This window comes from Stutzerimonas sp. (assembly GCF_982611455.1).
The window spans coordinates 214,897-231,310 of record NZ_CEXBBO010000001.1 but is presented as its reverse complement, the minus strand read 5'-3'; the positions used below and the strand labels follow the sequence as shown (position 1 = coordinate 231,310).

At 58.8% G+C, this 16,414-nt stretch carries 14 protein-coding genes and 1 tRNA gene; 12 read left to right on the top strand and 3 right to left on the bottom strand.

All coding sequences use genetic code 11. The features are described from left to right. Positions 1-2 precede the first annotated feature (2 nt). The 4 genes from AC2LD7_RS01090 to AC2LD7_RS01075 all read left to right on the top strand — a co-directional run bounded on the left by AC2LD7_RS01090 (position 3) and on the right by AC2LD7_RS01075 (position 6,183). Positions 3-1,925, top strand: a complete 1,923-nt coding sequence (locus AC2LD7_RS01090) for a PrkA family serine protein kinase (protein WP_484596006.1) — start codon at positions 3-5, stop codon at positions 1,923-1,925. Between the two features lie 94 nt (positions 1,926-2,019). Next, entirely contained in the window at positions 2,020-3,291 is a 1,272-nt protein-coding gene (locus tag AC2LD7_RS01085) for a YeaH/YhbH family protein (protein ID WP_484596005.1), read from the top strand. Between the two features lie 10 nt (positions 3,292-3,301). After that, on the top strand, positions 3,302-4,852 hold the full coding sequence (locus AC2LD7_RS01080; protein WP_484596004.1) for a SpoVR family protein: 1,551 nt from the start codon (positions 3,302-3,304) through the stop codon (positions 4,850-4,852). An 89-nt stretch (positions 4,853-4,941) separates the two neighbouring features. Further along, on the top strand, positions 4,942-6,183 hold the full coding sequence (locus AC2LD7_RS01075) for a multifunctional CCA addition/repair protein (protein WP_484596003.1): 1,242 nt from the start codon (positions 4,942-4,944) through the stop codon (positions 6,181-6,183). A gap of 144 nt (positions 6,184-6,327) precedes the next feature. On the opposite strand, the gene folK is transcribed toward AC2LD7_RS01075, so the two are convergent. After that, positions 6,328-6,864: a 2-amino-4-hydroxy-6-hydroxymethyldihydropteridine diphosphokinase gene (gene folK / locus AC2LD7_RS01070; protein WP_484596002.1), complete on the bottom strand. Its 537-nt coding sequence runs from the start codon at positions 6,862-6,864 to the stop codon at positions 6,328-6,330. Continuing rightward, positions 6,855-7,208 (bottom strand): dihydroneopterin aldolase, encoded by a 354-nt coding sequence (folB, locus tag AC2LD7_RS01065; protein WP_484596001.1) that lies wholly within the window; start codon positions 7,206-7,208, stop codon positions 6,855-6,857. Before folB ends, folK begins: the two co-directional genes overlap by 10 nt. A 75-nt stretch (positions 7,209-7,283) precedes the next feature. On the opposite strand from folB, the gene plsY reads away from it, so the two are divergent. Beyond that, entirely contained in the window at positions 7,284-7,853 is a 570-nt protein-coding gene (gene plsY / locus AC2LD7_RS01060; protein WP_484596000.1) for a glycerol-3-phosphate 1-O-acyltransferase PlsY, read from the top strand. Between the two features lie 78 nt (positions 7,854-7,931). Here plsY and tsaD read toward each other — a convergent pair whose 3' ends face one another. After that, positions 7,932-8,957 (bottom strand): tRNA (adenosine(37)-N6)-threonylcarbamoyltransferase complex transferase subunit TsaD, encoded by a 1,026-nt coding sequence (gene tsaD / locus AC2LD7_RS01055; protein WP_484596043.1) that lies wholly within the window; start codon positions 8,955-8,957, stop codon positions 7,932-7,934. A gap of 197 nt (positions 8,958-9,154) precedes the next feature. Between tsaD and rpsU the strand changes: the two genes are divergently transcribed. The 7 genes from rpsU to AC2LD7_RS01020 all read left to right on the top strand — a co-directional run bounded on the left by rpsU (position 9,155) and on the right by AC2LD7_RS01020 (position 16,307). Further along, complete coding sequence (rpsU, locus tag AC2LD7_RS01050) at positions 9,155-9,370, top strand: 30S ribosomal protein S21 (RefSeq protein WP_003283508.1); 216 nt, start codon at positions 9,155-9,157, stop codon at positions 9,368-9,370. Between the two features lie 138 nt (positions 9,371-9,508). Next, positions 9,509-11,440: a DNA primase gene (gene dnaG, locus AC2LD7_RS01045; protein WP_484595999.1), complete on the top strand. Its 1,932-nt coding sequence runs from the start codon at positions 9,509-9,511 to the stop codon at positions 11,438-11,440. A gap of 67 nt (positions 11,441-11,507) precedes the next feature. Next, positions 11,508-13,361 (top strand): RNA polymerase sigma factor RpoD, encoded by a 1,854-nt coding sequence (rpoD, locus tag AC2LD7_RS01040; RefSeq protein ID WP_484595998.1) that lies wholly within the window; start codon positions 11,508-11,510, stop codon positions 13,359-13,361. Positions 13,362-13,477: 116 nt separating this feature from the next. Then, positions 13,478-13,554, top strand: a tRNA-Ile gene (locus tag AC2LD7_RS01035). Between the two features lie 128 nt (positions 13,555-13,682). Next, positions 13,683-14,108 carry a site-specific integrase gene (locus tag AC2LD7_RS01030; protein ID WP_484595997.1) on the top strand — a complete coding sequence of 142 codons (426 nt, stop codon included), beginning with the start codon at positions 13,683-13,685 and terminating at the stop codon, positions 14,106-14,108. A 601-nt stretch (positions 14,109-14,709) separates the two neighbouring features. Further along, positions 14,710-14,970: a helix-turn-helix transcriptional regulator gene (locus AC2LD7_RS01025; RefSeq protein WP_484595996.1), complete on the top strand. Its 261-nt coding sequence runs from the start codon at positions 14,710-14,712 to the stop codon at positions 14,968-14,970. A 2-nt stretch (positions 14,971-14,972) separates the two neighbouring features. Then, positions 14,973-16,307, top strand: coding sequence for a type II toxin-antitoxin system HipA family toxin (locus tag AC2LD7_RS01020; protein WP_484595995.1), 1,335 nt, complete (start codon positions 14,973-14,975; stop codon positions 16,305-16,307). Positions 16,308-16,414: the final 107 nt, after the last annotated feature.

Genomic DNA, 16,414 nt, shown 5'->3' with positions numbered 1-16,414 from the left:
CAATGAGCATTTTCAGCCATTTCCAGCAACGATTCGAAGCAACCCGCCAAGAAGAGTATTCGCTTCAGGAATACCTCGACCTGTGCAAGGAAGACCGGGGCACTTACGCCACTGCCGCTGAGCGTTTGCTGATAGCCATCGGCGAACCACAGCTGGTCGACACCTCAACCGACTCGCGGCTATCGCGAATCTTCTCCAACAAGGTCATCCGTCGCTACCCTGCCTTCGAAGATTTTCACGGCATGGAAGATTGCATCGATCAGATCGTTTCCTACTTCCGCCACGCCGCGCAGGGGCTGGAAGAAAAGAAGCAGATCCTCTACCTCCTCGGCCCGGTGGGCGGCGGCAAGTCATCGCTGGCCGAGAAGCTCAAGCAACTGATCGAGAAAGTGCCCTTCTATGCCATCAAGGGCTCTCCGGTATTCGAATCGCCACTGGGCCTATTCAATCCGGCGGAAGACGCGGAGATACTCGAGGAGGATTACGGCATCCCACGCCGCTATCTCAATTCGATCATGTCTCCCTGGGCAACCAAACGCCTGCAAGAGTTCGGCGGCGACATCAGCCAGTTCCGCGTAGTCAAACTGTATCCCTCGATTCTCAACCAGATCGCCGTAGCCAAGACCGAACCCGGCGACGAGAACAACCAGGACATATCGGCGCTGGTGGGCAAGGTGGATATCCGAAAACTAGAGGAATTTCCGCAGAACGACCCTGACGCGTATAGCTATTCGGGTGCGTTGTGCCGGGCCAACCAGGGCCTGATGGAATTCGTCGAGATGTTCAAGGCACCGATCAAGGTGCTCCATCCTTTGCTGACCGCGACCCAGGAAGGCAATTACAACAGTACCGAAGGCCTCGGCGCGATTCCGTACAGCGGCATTCTGTTGGCCCACTCCAACGAATCGGAGTGGCATACCTTCCGTAACAACAAGAACAATGAGGCGTTCATCGACCGCATCTACATCGTCAAGGTGCCTTACTGCCTGCGCGTCACCGACGAGATCAAGATTTACGACAAACTCCTGTTCAACAGCTCGCTGTCAAAAGCCCATTGCGCCCCCGATACGCTGAAGATGCTCGCGCAGTTCTCGGTACTCAGCCGACTGAAGGAGCCGGACAACTCCAACATCTACTCGAAAATGCGTGTCTACGACGGTGAGAACCTCAAGGACACCGACCCCAAGGCCAAGTCGATTCAGGAGTACCGCGACACGGCTGGCGTCGACGAGGGCATGAATGGTCTGTCCACGCGTTTCGCCTTCAAGATCCTGTCCAAGGTATTCAACTTCGATCCGCATGAGATCGCGGCAAACCCGGTGCACCTGCTTTATGTTCTGGAGCAGCAGATCGAGCAGGAACAGTTCCCCGCCGAGGTACGCGAACGCTATCTGCGCTTCATCAAGGAATATCTGGCGCCGCGTTACGTGGACTTCATCGGCAAGGAAATCCAGACCGCCTACCTCGAGTCTTACAGCGAGTACGGGCAGAACATCTTCGACCGCTACGTGCTATACGCCGATTTCTGGATTCAGGACCAGGAATACCGGGATCCTGAAACCGGCGAAATCCTCAATCGCGCCGCGCTTAATGAGGAGCTCGAAAAAATCGAGAAGCCGGCCGGCATCAGCAATCCGAAGGATTTCCGCAACGAAATCGTCAATTTCGTGTTGCGTGCCCGGGCCAACAACAACGGTAAGAACCCGTCTTGGCTCAGCTACGAGAAGCTGCGCGTGGTGATCGAGAAAAAGATGTTCTCCAACACCGAAGACCTGCTGCCGGTCATCAGCTTCAACGCCAAGGCCAGCAAGGAAGATCAGAAGAAGCACAACGATTTCGTCGTGCGGATGGTCGAACGCGGCTACACCGAGAAGCAGGTGCGCCTGCTGTCGGAATGGTATCTGCGGGTACGTAAATCGCAGTAATGCGGCCCTAGGCTGCAAGCCCCAGGCTACAGGCGCAAGCGAAGCAGTAACCTGCCGCCTGTGGCCCGTAGCCTGTAGCGCCCGGAGGGCATCTATGAGTTACGTGATCGACCGCCGTTTGAACGGCAAAAACAAGAGCACGGTCAATCGCCAGCGCTTCTTGCAGCGATACCGTGGGCATATCAAGAAGGCCGTGGAAGAAGCGGTTGGACGTCGCTCCATTACCGACATGGAACACGGCGAGCAAATCAGCATTCCAGGTCGCGATATCGATGAACCGATCCTGCACCACGGGCGCGGCGGTCGGCAGACCATCGTCCACCCGGGCAATAAGGAGTTTATCGCGGGTGAACGGATTCCCCGTCCACAGGGCGGCGGTGGCGGCCAGGGGGCAGGCAAGGCCAGCAACAGTGGCGAAGGCATGGACGATTTCGTCTTCCAGATCACTCAGGAGGAGTTTCTGGACTTCATGTTCGAGGACCTGGAACTCCCCAATCTAGTCAAACGCCACCTGGCGGGCACCGATACTTTTAAAACTGTCCGCGCCGGCATCAGCAGCGAGGGCAATCCATCCCGGATCAACATCGTTCGTACCCTGCGTTCGGCTCACGCGCGCCGTATTGCTCTTTCAGGCAGTAGCCGCGCGAAGTTGCGTGAGGTGAAGGCGGAGCTCGCGCGCCTCAAGCTCGAGGAACCGGCTAATTTCAGCGACATCCAGGCGGCCGAGGAGGAAATCCAGCGGCTCAGCGCCCGCATTCACCGCATCCCCTTTCTCGACACCTTCGACCTCAAGTACAACCTGCTGGTCAAGCATCCCAACCCCAGCTCCAAGGCGGTGATGTTCTGCCTGATGGATGTCTCCGGTTCCATGACCCAGACAACCAAGGACGTCGCCAAGCGCTTCTTCATCCTGCTGTACCTGTTCCTCAAGCGGAACTACGAAAAGATCGACGTGGTGTTCATCCGTCATCACACCAGCGCTAAGGAAGTTGATGAAGAAGAATTCTTCTACTCACGCGAAACGGGCGGGACCATTGTCTCCAGTGCGCTGAAAATGATGCAGGAAATCATGGCCGAGCGTTACCCGGCCAACGAGTGGAACATCTATGCCGCGCAGGCTTCCGATGGCGACAACTGGAACGATGACTCTCCAATCTGCCGCGACATTCTGATCAACCAGATCATGCCGGTCGTCCAATATTTCACCTATGTCGAAATCACGCCGCGCGAACACCAGGCGCTGTGGTACGAATACAACCAGGTGGCCGAAGCCTTTGGCGAATCGTTCGCCCAGCAACAACTGGTGACGGCGGGAGACATCTATCCGGTGTTCCGCGAACTCTTCCAGCGCCGCATGGCTAGCTGAGGTACGCAGCATGAAACGACAGCCCATTTCCACCGGTTCGGAATGGACCTTCGAGCTGATCCGAACCTACGACCGCGAGATTGGCCGCATTGCCGAGCGTTACGCGCTGGATACCTATCCCAATCAGATCGAGGTGATCACCGCCGAGCAGATGATGGATGCCTATGCCTCGGTGGGCATGCCGCTCGGCTATCACCACTGGTCCTACGGCAAGCATTTTCTCAGCACGGAAAAGTCCTACACCCGCGGTCAGATGGGTCTGGCCTACGAGATCGTGATCAATTCAGATCCCTGCATTGCCTATCTGATGGAAGAGAACACCATCACCATGCAGGCGCTGGTGATCGCCCATGCCAGCTACGGGCACAACAGTTTCTTCAAGGGCAACTATCTGTTCCGCACCTGGACCGATGCCAGTTCGATCATCGACTACTTGGTTTTCGCCAAGCAGTACATCATGCAGTGTGAAGAGCGCCACGGCATCGATGCGGTGGAGGATTTGCTGGACTCTTGCCACGCGTTGATGAACTACGGCGTCGATCGCTACAAGCGGCCCTACCCCATCTCTGCCGAAGAGGAACGACGCCGGCAGAAGGATCGCGAAGAGCACCTGCAAAAGCAGATCAACGACCTCTGGCGCACCATACCCAAGTTTGGCGAGAAGGAAGATGAGCGCCAGCGGGATCAACGCTTTCCGGTCGAGCCACAGGAGAACATTCTCTACTTCATCGAGAAGCACGCCCCGCTGCTGGAGCCCTGGCAGCGCGAAGTCGTGCGCATCGTGCGCAAGATCGCGCAGTATTTCTATCCGCAGCGCCAGACTCAGGTGATGAACGAAGGTTGGGCCACCTTCTGGCACTACACGCTGATCAACGACCTCTACGACGAGGGACTGGTAACCGACGGATTCATGTTCGAGTTCCTTCAGTCCCATACCAGCGTCATCTATCAGCCCGGCTTCGACAGTCCGTATTACAGCGGCATCAACCCCTACACGCTGGGGTTCGCCATGTATCAGGACATTCGCAGGATCTGCGAGCACCCGACAGAGGAAGACAAGCGCTGGTTCCCGGACATTGCCGGCAGTGATTGGCTGACCACCGTCAAATTCGCCATGAATAACTTCAAGGACGAGAGTTTCATTTTGCAGTTTCTCTCGCCCAAGGTGATTCGTGACCTCAAGCTGTTCAGCATTCTGGACGACGACCGCAAGGATGAATTGCTGGTCCCAGCCATCCACGACGAGAGCGGCTACCACACCATTCGCGAATTGCTGGCGGCGCAGTACAACCTCGGCAATCGTGAGCCCAACGTGCAGGTTTGGAGCGTCGACCGCCGCGGTGATCGCTCGCTCACGCTGCGCCACCAACAACATGACCGCAAACCGTTGGGCGGGTCGACCGAAGAGGTGCTCAAGCACTTGCATCGGCTCTGGGGTTTCGACGTGCACCTACAATCGATGCAGGACGACAAGTTGGTCACTACCCACCACATGCCGACCCGAATCGAGCCAGAAGCCGAAAGCAAATTCCCCGGCATGAATCTGCCAGCAATGCATTGAAGGCTGGAGGCTGCTTTCCGTCCAGCCTCCGGCGCTTTTATCGGCTTCACCGCCGTTATCCTTTATCCTCCGCCCGAACGGAGGAAGACATGCAGATCTACAAAGTCGGCGGGGCAGTACGTGACCGGTTGCTGGGGCGACCGGTGACCGAAGTGGATTGGGTCGTGGTCGGCTCCAGTGCAGAGGAAATGCAGGCCAAAGGTTTTCGCCCGGTGGGCGCAGATTTTCCGGTTTTTCTGCATCCGACTTCCGGCGAGGAATATGCGCTTGCCCGCACCGAGCGTAAGAGCGGTCGCGGTTATGGCGGTTTTACCTTTTATGCCAGCCCTGACGTAACCCTGGAAGAAGACCTGATCCGTCGCGACCTGACGATCAATGCCATGGCCGAGGATGAACACGGCCATCTGATCGACCCCTATGACGGCCAGTCCGATCTCGCCGCGCGCCGACTCAGACACGTGTCCCCCGCTTTCGCCGAGGACCCGTTAAGAGTGCTGCGCGTCGCCCGTTTTGCAGCACGCTATGCCGAGCTTGGCTTCAGCGTAGCCGAAGAGACTCAGGCACTGATGCGCCAGCTCGCCGAGTCGGGAGAGTTGCAAGCGCTGACACCGGAACGCAGCTGGAAGGAGATTTCGCGTGCACTGATGGAGCCTCGTCCCGACGTGTTCGTGCAGGTGCTACGCGATTGCGGCGCCTTAAAAGAGCTATTCCCGGAGATCGATGCCTTGTTCGGCGCACCGCAAGCGGCCGCGCATCAATCGAAAAAAACCGATCCGGGGGAGCATTTGCTCAGCGTGCTGCGCCAATGCGCGATCCACGAGCAGCCACTGACAGTGCGCTGGGCTTGCCTGCTGCATGATCTGGGTAAGGGCAACACGCCGGATGATCAATGGCCGCAGCATATTGCCCAGGAGAAAAAAGATCTGCAGCCGATCGAGGCCACCAATGCGCGTTACAAGGTGCCACGTGACTGTCAGGAACTTGCCATGCTGGTTGGCGAGTTCCACACTCTGGGTTATCGAGCGATTGAGCTACGCGCCTCGACGCTCTTCGACCTGCTCCAGCACTTCGATATTTACCGCCGCCCCGAACGCTTCGAACATTTCATCGCCGCCTGCGAAATGGTCGCCCAAGGCCTCCCTGATCTCGAACAGCGCGACTATCCCCAGTCCAACTACCTGCGCGGCGCCGCGGAATCCGCACGCTCCGTGCCGGTAAAACCACTGATAGAGCAAGGCTACAAGGGTGCGGCTTTGGGCGACGCGCTCAAACACGAACGTTTGCAGGCAATCCAGCATTACCAACAAACTCACCAGCGCCCCGTCGACTGATCCGAAGGTGCGCGATAGCAACGAAGTCGCTCACAGCAAGCAGGATGGCGAAGCAGCAAAAACACCGAACTCCAACTGTGCACAGCCGATCTGCCCGTGTCCCATCAGTGCCGTCGAAGAACAAGCAGATTCGAAGCTAGCGAGCTACGGCGCAGGATAGGCATGCATCAGGGCAGCCGGCGTCAACTCCACGCCATTCCACCTAAACGGCACAGGCCAGAGTTGTTGATCGATCGTCGAGTCCTGCCACAAATCGGCGAAGCTCCGACCCGTGCATGGATGTCGCGCCTCGGGGGCCAGCAGCGCCAGCGGCCAAAGCACGAATGCGTTCTTCAGCGTTTCAGGACGAGGCAGTTCCAACCCGTGGAAATTACCGACCAGATCGTCGTACATCAGCACATCGATATCCAGCGGCAAACCCTTGCGCTCCGGTGCGTAACGGCCGTTATCTGCCTCGATGAATTTTAGACGGCGGTCCAGCTCCATCAAGGGCAACTCCGTGAAACCCGCGACCACCAAGTTGTAGAAATTATCGCCCTTATAGCCCACTGCCAGGCTTTCGAAGACCGGCGAACATTGCATGTCACCGAGCAACTGCTCCAGCGCGTCGAGACCGGCAATCAGATTCTGTTCACGCCGGGCATTACTGCCGAGCCCAAGCAGTACGGGAATCAGCGACATCCGCGTTCGATCTCCACACCCAGTGCCGAAGCGCGTGTATTGACGCCCGGCTTGGTCACCCGCAGCCGCAGCCAGACGATGCCGAACTGGCTCATCAAATCCGCGGCCAGGCGTTCAGCGAAGGTTTCGACCAACTCGAAGCGTGATGAGTGGGCGAAGCGATCGATGGCAGCGGTCACCTCGGCATAGTCCAGGGCCTTGTCCAGCTCGTCGTTCGCCGCGGCGGGACGAATATCCCAGCCCAGTGTCAGATCCAGACGCAGGCACTGCCGAATGCCGCGCTCCCAATCATAGGCGCCAATCAGCGTATCCACTTCCAGACCTTCGATGAAAACTGTATCCACGCAACTCTCTCCCACGGCACGACAAGTTCAATGCACGCCGTTAGACTCAGGAGCTCCCTGCCCCGGATGGATGCCATGTTCTGGCAATTGACACTGCTCGCTTATCTGATCGGTTCACTGTCATTCGCCATTCTACTCAGCCGCTTGGCCGGCGTACCCGATCCGCGTGCCAGCGGCTCCGGCAACCCCGGCGCCACCAACATGCTGCGACTGGCCGGCAAACGTCTGGCGATCTGCACCCTGTTCGGCGACCTGCTCAAAGGCCTGCTACCGGTTATGCTCGCCGGAGCGCTGGGGCTGGAGATTCAGCAGCAAGCCTGGATCGCCCTGGCAGCGGTGCTCGGTCACTTGTATCCGCTGTACTTCCGCTTTAGCGGCGGCAAAGGCGTCGCCACTGCCGCAGGCGCCCTGTTCGGCCTCTACCCGCCTGCCGCCCTGCTCGCTCTGAGCATTTGGCTGCTGGTGTTCAAAATGACCCGTACCAGCTCACTTGCCGCGCTCGCCGCGTTGCCGCTCTGCCTACCGTTGCTGGCCTGGCAGCAGCCCGGCGCGCTTTGGCCGATGATGTTGCTGGCCAGCCTGATCGTCTGGCGCCACCGCAGTAATCTACGCGACCTGTTTGCGGGTAAAGAGCGGCATTTCTGAATGGCAAGAACGGTATGACAGGCTCTCCGCTTTCGGCGGGCTGCACACGCTCTACGCCATTCCGCTCGGTTCTTTGACTTATATCGCCGCCAAGGTCTCCATCGGCCAGCGCGCCTGAACGGAAATCTCCGGGCCCTCGTGCTGACCGGCCAATAGTCGCTGGCAGCCGGCGTAAGCGATCATCGCGCCATTGTCGGTACAGAAACGCGGCCGCGCGTAGAACACCCGTCCTTTAAGCTCACCGAGCATTCCCTCCAGACTCTGACGTAACGACAGATTGGCGCTCACCCCGCCAGCAATGACCAAACTGTTAAGGCCCGTCTGTTTCAAGGCGCGTCGGCATTTGATGGTCAGCGTCTCGACGACCGCCTGCTGGAAGGCCAGCGCGATATCGCAGCGGGTTTGCTCGCCATCATCGCCGACGGCGCGGCATTGCTGCCACGTCGTGAGTGTGGACGTCTTGAGTCCGCTGAAACTGAAATCCAGCCCCGGCCGATCGGTCATGGGTCGCGGGAATACGAAGCGGCCTGGCGTACCGCGTTCGGCGAGCAGGGCGATTTCCGGGCCGCCGGGATAGCGCAGGCCCATCAGTTTTGCGGTCTTGTCGAATGCCTCACCAGCGGCATCGTCCACCGACTCGCCCAGCAGTTCGTAGCGGCCAATGCCATCGACCCGCACCAGCTGCGTATGTCCGCCGGACACCAGTAGAGCGACGAACGGAAACGCCGGCGGCTGCTCTTCGAGCATCGGCGCCAGCAGATGACCTTCCATATGATGCACACCGATCGCCGGCACGCCCCAGGCAAAGGCCATCGCTTGCGCGCAGGAGGCCCCGACCAGCAACGCTCCTACGAGGCCGGGGCCGGCGGTGTAGGCAACCGCATCGATCTGAGTCGACTCGCGACCGGCTTCGGCCAGCACCTGGCGGATCAGTGGCAGCATCCGTTTGACGTGGTCACGCGAGGCGAGCTCCGGCACCACGCCACCATAGACGCGATGCAGATCGATCTGACTGAACAGGGCGTCGGCCAAGAGGCCGTGCTCGCTGTCGTACAGCGCGACGCCGGTCTCGTCGCATGAAGTTTCCAGCCCCAGCACCAGCATGGCCACGACCCTTACAAAGAAGCGAATGAAGCCGTGCATGTTAATCGCCGGGACCAACGACCGACCAGCGCTTTTCGCTCAGGGGGCTTTGCATTCCCTGCAGCAAGGCGTTAACATCCGCAACCCTTAAAACCAGCGTGCTCGCGATATTTGCCGAAGCGCGTTGTAACCGGTAAACAAGTGAAGGTACGTCCTGGATGCCCAACGTTAAAGTTAAAGAGAACGAACCATTCGACGTAGCTCTGCGTCGCTTCAAGCGTTCTTGCGAAAAAGCCGGTGTTCTGGCTGAAGTCCGCAGCCGTGAGTTCTATGAGAAGCCTACTGCCGAGCGCAAGCGTAAAGCTGCTGCCGCAGTCAAGCGTCACGCCAAGAAAGTGCAGCGCGAGCAGCGCCGCAGCGTTCGCCTGTACTGATCCAGTACAGCTGAAGCTGCATCAAGCCCGGCGCACGCCGGGCTTTGCATTTGAAGAGGACTCCGCTTCGCCAGCTGGCGAATAGTCGGAGTTTTTTTCATTCCGGCCTGAACACTGCGAGCGTATTCTCATACCCCTATGGCCGGCCTGATTCCACAATCCTTCATCGATGACCTGCTGAACCGCTCCGATATTGTCGAAGTGGTGAGCTCGCGCATTCAGCTGAAAAAAGCCGGCAAGAATTACACCGCCTGCTGCCCGTTCCACAAGGAAAAGACTCCATCTTTCAGCGTCAGCCCGGATAAGCAGTTCTACTACTGCTTCGGCTGTGGCGCTGGCGGCAACGCACTCGGCTTCGTCATGGATCACGATAGCCTGGAGTTTCCGCAAGCCGTCGAGGAGCTGGCCAAGCGCGCCGGCATGGAAGTCCCGCGCGAAGAAAGCGGCCCGGGACGCAAGCCACGCCAGCCGGTGGACTCACCACTTTACCCGCTGCTCGACGCTGCCGCTGAATACTACCGGCAGGCACTTAAAGGACATCCGGCTCGCAAGGCCGCGGTCGAATACCTCAAGGGCCGCGGCCTGTCTGGAATGATCGCTAGGGATTTCGGCCTCGGCTTCGCGCCACCCGGCTGGGACAACCTGATGAAACACCTGGGCGGCGACACCCTGCAGCAGAAGGCAATGATCGACGCCGGACTGCTGATCGAAAACGCCGAAACGGGAAGAAGCTACGACCGCTTTCGTGACCGCGTGATGTTTCCGATCCGCGACAGCCGTGGACGCGTCATTGCCTTTGGCGGCCGAGTGCTTGGGGATGACAAGCCGAAGTATCTGAACTCGCCGGAAACACCTGTATTTCATAAGGGCCAGGAGCTGTACGGCCTTTACGAGGCACGCAAAGCCAACCGCGACCTGGACGAAATCATGGTCGTCGAAGGTTATATGGACGTGATCGCACTGGCTCAGCAAGGCTTGCGCAATGCCGTAGCCACGCTCGGCACCGCCACCAGCGACGAGCACCTCAAGCGGCTGTTCCGCATCGTACCCAGCGTGCTGTTCTGTTTCGATGGCGACGCAGCCGGGCGCAAGGCCGCCTGGCGCGCACTGGAGGCAGCACTGCCCAATTTGCAAGATGGCCGCCGGGCACGCTTCCTGTTCCTACCCGAAGGCGAAGATCCGGATAGCCTGGTGCGCGCCGAAGGCACCGATGCCTTCATGGCACGGATACAGCAACAGGCCCAGCCATTGGCCAACTACTTTTTCCAGCAACTCAGCGAAGAAGCCGACCCGCGCTCATTGGAAGGCAAGGCCCATCTGGCCACGCTGGCCGCGCCGCTTATCGAAAAGATACCCGGCACCAATCTGCGCGCACTGATGCGCCAACGCCTCGGTGAAATCACCGGCCTGCACAGTGATGCACTCCAGAATATGGCGGCCACGGCGCCGAGTGCAGGTCCGGAATACGACGACAACATCTACTACGATACGGGCTCCGGGCATGACGAGGGTGACTACTACGCACCGCAGGAATTCGCTCAACCGAAGCGCAACAGCAAGAAAGAATGGAAGAAGGACTGGAAAAAGCCCGGCCAGCGTCCAGACTTTAAACCACGAGCACCGAGAACACCGACGTCAGTCGAGCCACCAGCACTGACCACCCTGCGAACGCTGCTACATTATCCAGAACTTGCACAGAAGGTCGAAGATGCCAGTCATTTTGCAGCGGAAGACGACACCTATGCGCAGCTACTCGTCGCACTGCTCGGCACACTTCAGAAAAATCCCAAGCTGCGCAGCCTGCAACTGATCGCTCGCTGGCATGGAACCGACCAAGGGCGTCTTTTACGTGCTTTGGCAGAGAAAGAATGGCTGATCTCGGCCGATAACCTTGAACAACAGTTTTTCGACACCATAACAAGCCTGGCTACCAGACAACGCGAGCGCAGCCTCGAAACGTTGCTACGCAAAGCTCGCCAGGGCGAACTCAGCGCAGAGGAGAAAGATCAGCTGCGCAACCTACTAAATCGCAACTCAGCACCCGCTATATCGACCTCAACTGGCGCGTGAGGTCCTTGCTCGGCTATAATGGTCAGCTTGTTTTCAACCCGCCAGAACCGTCAGTGGATAGGGTTATATGTCCGGAAAAGCGCAACAGCAGTCCCGTCTCAAAGAATTGATCCAGCGTGGCCGTGAGCAGGGTTACCTGACTTACGCCGAGGTCAATGACCACCTACCGGAGGATATTTCCGATCCGGAGCAGGTGGAAGACATCATTCGCATGATCAACGACATGGGTATCAATGTATTCGAGGTTGCCCCGGATGCAGATGCCCTGTTGCTGGCCGAAGCCGATACCGATGAAGCCGCAGCGGAAGAAGCCGCAGCGGCACTAGCCGCTGTCGAAACCGACATTGGCCGTACTACAGACCCTGTGCGCATGTATATGCGCGAAATGGGCACCGTCGAATTGCTGACCCGCGAAGGCGAAATCGAAATCGCCAAACGCATCGAGGAAGGCATTCGCGAGGTAATGAGCGCCATCGCCCATTTCCCGGGCACCGTGGACAGCATTCTCGCTGACTACGATCGCGTCACTACCGAAGGCGGTCGCCTGTCCGATATCCTCAGCGGCTATATCGATCCTGACGATGACGGCGCCGCCGCCCCGCAGGAAGTCGAACCCGTCGCGCCGCAGACCGCCGCGAAGGCGACCGCTGACGGCAAGGATGACGAGGAAGAGGACGATTCCGACAGCGAAGAAGAGGAAGGCGATGGCGGACCGGATCCGGAAGTCGCTCGCGTTCGCTTCGGCGCCGTTGCCGAGCAACTGGACGTCGCCAAAAAGGCCCTGAAGAAACACGGACGCGGCAGCCAGCCTGCGACCGACGCACTTCAGGAGCTGGCAACGCTGTTCATGCCGATCAAGCTCATCCCCAAGCAGTACGATGCGCTGGTCGAACGTGTACGCGGCGCACTGAGCCAAGTCCGCGCCCAGGAACGCGCCATCATGCAGATCTGCGTGCGTGACGCACGCATGCCTCGCGCCGATTTCCTGCGCCAGTTTCCAAGCAACGAGACCGACCTGAACTGGGCCGACCAGCTGGCCGGTGGCAAGAGCAAATATGCCGAAGCCATCGCTGCACGCAAGGACGACATCCAGCGCTGCCAGCAACAGCTGCTCGCCCTGGAAGAAGAATGCGTGCTGGCAATTGCCGACATCAAGGACATCAATCGGCGCATGTCGATCGGCGAAGCCAAGGCTCGTCGCGCGAAGAAAGAGATGGTCGAGGCCAACCTGCGCCTGGTCATCTCCATTGCCAAGAAGTACACCAATCGCGGCCTGCAATTCCTCGACCTGATTCAGGAAGGCAACATCGGCCTGATGAAGGCGGTGGACAAGTTCGAATACCGCCGCGGCTATAAGTTCTCGACCTACGCCACTTGGTGGATTCGTCAGGCGATCACTCGCTCCATCGCTGACCAGGCGCGGACCATCCGTATCCCGGTGCACATGATCGAGACGATCAACAAGCTCAACCGCATCTCCCGTCAGATGCTGCAGGAAATGGGCCGCGAGCCTACGCCTGAAGAGCTTGGCGAGCGCATGGAAATGCCCGAGGACAAGATCCGCAAGGTACTGAAGATCGCCAAAGAGCCGATCTCCATGGAGACTCCGATCGGTGACGACGAAGACTCGCACCTGGGCGACTTCATCGAAGACTCCGCCATGCAATCGCCGATCGACGTGGCGACTGTGGAGAGCCTCAAGGAAGCCACTCGCGAAGTCCTCTCCGGCCTCACCGCACGGGAAGCCAAGGTACTGCGCATGCGCTTCGGCATCGACATGAATACCGACCACACCCTCGAGGAAGTCGGCAAGCAGTTCGACGTCACCCGCGAGCGGATCCGTCAGATCGAAGCCAAGGCGCTACGCAAGCTGCGCCACCCGACGAGAAGCGAGCATTTGCGCTCCTTCCTCGACGAGTAAAACAGAACCCCCGGCCCAGGCCGGGGGTTTTGCATTCAGAGCAAGGAAACAACCTCCCGCAAGCAGCTTCGCTTGGCGCATCCGCAACACCACCGGTATAATCCGCCGGCCTCTGAGGGCCTATAGCTCAGTTGGTTAGAGCAGAGGACTCATAATCCTTTGGTCCACGGTTCGAGTCCGTGTGGGCCCACCAACTTCCAAAGCCGCGCACTGCGCGGCTTTTTCATGCGCGATAGAAAAGCCGCTCAGCTAGTCCTCTGTTCCCAAGGTACAAATTCAGTACAGTGCCGGTTCGCCTGTACTCCTTGGAGCTCGCTCAATATGGCCACGATCGTCAAAACCCCTGCCGGCACCTGGAAGGCTTTGGTGCGCAAAACGGGCTGGCCGACTAATACCAAAACCTTCCGCACCAAGCGTGACGCCGAAGATTGGGCGCGCCGTACGGAAGACGAAATGGTCCGGTGCGTGTACATCCAGCGAAGCGGCTCCGAGCGCATGACATTGGAAATGGCGCTTAAGCGCTACCTTAGCGAAATCAGCCCCACCAAGAAGCCGACCACCCAGCGCGCCGAAGCCACCAAAGCCCAGCAGTTGATTAGCCACCTGGGCAAATACTCCATGGCCGCCCTCTCCGCTGAAATCATCGCCACTTACCGCGATACCCGACTGGCATCGATCACCAATCGCGGCAAGCCCACCAGCAACAACACCGTACGCCTGGAGCTGGCCCTGCTCAGCCATCTATGAGTTGCCGATTACCCCGATCCATATAGTTGGCAGCGCTCAAGGCTTTTGGCACATAGCTCGCCATTCTGGGATTCATCGCCTAATGATCACCCAAGGTCGCGGTACAGGCCGTGCTGGATGCCCTGGAAGAGCTGGGTATGGTGCAGGCGGGCAACAGCTATCGCTTGGCAAGCTGAGTTAGATGCGCGACACACCCACATGCATCAGAGCCTTTAGCGCACAATTGGCTCATCTGGTGAGCCGAATAGCACACCTATTCGGCTCACTGGGACGGACTAAACCTGGCAAATCGCCCGAAAGGACAACTTCGCGTATGGCCTTACGCCCAGGGTTGTGAAGCGAGCCTAATTGATCCCGACCAGCAGACCCGTCCTAAGTCAATGGGCTGAGGACGGCTATCACCTGATCCCGTTCCAGCCCTAGGGAGCTGTCATGAACCTAGTTGTGCCGCTGTTTGTAGCCTTAAGGCCACAAATAATGGCAAGAACCCCCTTTCCGTAGCCCATGAGCTACAAACCAGGCCCAGTTAACCTTGCATGAATGTAGCCCAAGAGCTACATTTCCCGGCATTACATCTATTTTTGATGCCCAAGGGCTACAAATGACCTCTCTCTATGATGTTTCGGAAATGCTGAAACAGGCGCGTGGTGATGCGAAGCTGAGCCAAGAAGCGTTGGCCAGCCGTGCCGGCGTCTCGCGCACCACGGTGGCGCGCATGGAAACACTGGCCAAAGGCGACATGAGCGTTTCGGTGCTGGTTCGGCTGCTGGAAGCGGCCGGCTATGACCTGAAGCTGGTTAAAGCCGGACACGAACGCACGGTTGAAGACATCCTCAACGAGCAGCGGTCAGGGAGCGCTTGAGCATGATCCTCGACGTCCACGTCAGCTCGAGGCTGGTGGCCAAGCTCTATCGGGAGCGCGATGAATACGTGCTGAAATACCTTCCAGGCACAGCACCCGAAGACTTTGTCAGCCTGGCGATGCCCGTGCGTGAAGAAGCATGGCGCTGGCCCCGCGATCTGTTCCCGTTTTTTCGGCAGAACCTTCCCGAGGGGTATTTGCTAGGTGTTATCCGTGAGGAGTTTGGTCCGTTGCTCGATGGTACCGACCTTTCGCTGCTGGGCGTGGTGGGAGGCACCGGCATCGGTAGAGTCTCGGTCACGCCTGAAGGCGTTCAGCCTGGCGTCGAGATGGCACCGTTAGAGATAGAACACCTGCTCCAAGCGGAAAACACCAGTGAACGGTTCGCCGCACTGGTGCGGCAATACGCTCGGGTGGCCGTGTCAGGGGTCGTCCCAAAGTTCATTGCCGCCGACGCAGCCGAACCTCAGGAGCCGCTAGGCAAACCGACCCTACGCACCGGTTTTCACATCATCAAGGGCTCCGACGACACGACCCCTTTTCTAGGCTTCAACGAGTTCTACACCATGCGCGTACTGGCGCGCCTTAATGTCGTGCCAGTCGCTGCCTGTCGAATGTCTGACGACGGCAAGGTCCTGGTAGTGGATCGCTTCGACGTGGACGAGCGAGGCATCCCCCGCTGCGGCGTCGAAGACGCCTGCGGACTGCTGGGTTTACCGCCCCATGAAAAATACGTCCCCACCACCGAGCGGGTGTGGAATGCCACGCGGCCCTACATCCCCGCTGATCGCCTGCAAGCGCAACGCGAACACCTAGGCTGGCAGCTGCTGACCAACTACGTGGTGCGTAATGCTGACTGCCACTCGAAGAACATCGCGCTGTTTTACACCTCGCGTGCTGACGTGGCTTTTACTCCGGTCTATGACTTGGTGACCACCCAGGCCTACCCGCGCTTCGCCAGCAACCCACCTGGCCTGTCCGTAGGCGGAAGACAAACCTGGACACCGGGTCGATCACTGGAAACCTTTTTCAAAGCCGTCTTAGGCATTCCACCGCGCCAGTATGCCGCCATGGTCGAGCAACTCTGCGAGTCCGCCGTAGCGGTCGGCAGAGAAGTGATCGAAGCCGCGAAAAACGAGCCCGCCTGGCGCGATGTGGCCAAACACATGGTGCATGCCTGGAACGAAGGCATGGAGACATTGCGCAGCCCCAAAGCCGCCCCGCATTTTCGTGGCCTGGATACCGCCATCGAAGAAGCCGGTTTCTCAGGGCCGCGCAAACCGGAGCGCAGCCGAGAGGTGATTGGTCGCTCGGAACTGCTGGCAAAGAAACGCTGAAACCCTAGAGCAGGCCTATAAGCGCAACCACACAGCGCAAGTAGGTGGTTACGCATCACTTCGAAAATGCAAAAGGAAAAAAACGTATCTCACCATTGAAGGTGTCG

Bases quoted from the DNA above. Each gene is read 5' to 3' on its own strand.
- dnaG (WP_484595999.1), top strand. From the start codon at position 9,509: ATGGCCGGCCTGATTCCACAATCCTTCATCGATGACCTGCTGAACCGC.
- rpoD (WP_484595998.1), top strand. From the start codon at position 11,508: ATGTCCGGAAAAGCGCAACAGCAGTCCCGTCTCAAAGAATTGATCCAG.
- AC2LD7_RS01085 (WP_484596005.1), top strand. From the start codon at position 2,020: ATGAGTTACGTGATCGACCGCCGTTTGAACGGCAAAAACAAGAGCACG.
- AC2LD7_RS01090 (WP_484596006.1), top strand. From the start codon at position 3: ATGAGCATTTTCAGCCATTTCCAGCAACGATTCGAAGCAACCCGCCAA.
- folK (WP_484596002.1), bottom strand. From the start codon at position 6,864: ATGTCGCTGATTCCCGTACTGCTTGGGCTCGGCAGTAATGCCCGGCGT.
- plsY (WP_484596000.1), top strand. From the start codon at position 7,284: ATGTTCTGGCAATTGACACTGCTCGCTTATCTGATCGGTTCACTGTCA.
- AC2LD7_RS01080 (WP_484596004.1), top strand. From the start codon at position 3,302: ATGAAACGACAGCCCATTTCCACCGGTTCGGAATGGACCTTCGAGCTG.
- AC2LD7_RS01030 (WP_484595997.1), top strand. From the start codon at position 13,683: ATGGCCACGATCGTCAAAACCCCTGCCGGCACCTGGAAGGCTTTGGTG.
- tsaD (WP_484596043.1), bottom strand. From the start codon at position 8,957: ATGCTGGTGCTGGGGCTGGAAACTTCATGCGACGAGACCGGCGTCGCG.
- AC2LD7_RS01025 (WP_484595996.1), top strand. From the start codon at position 14,710: ATGACCTCTCTCTATGATGTTTCGGAAATGCTGAAACAGGCGCGTGGT.
- AC2LD7_RS01075 (WP_484596003.1), top strand. From the start codon at position 4,942: ATGCAGATCTACAAAGTCGGCGGGGCAGTACGTGACCGGTTGCTGGGG.
- rpsU (WP_003283508.1), top strand. From the start codon at position 9,155: ATGCCCAACGTTAAAGTTAAAGAGAACGAACCATTCGACGTAGCTCTG.
- AC2LD7_RS01020 (WP_484595995.1), top strand. From the start codon at position 14,973: ATGATCCTCGACGTCCACGTCAGCTCGAGGCTGGTGGCCAAGCTCTAT.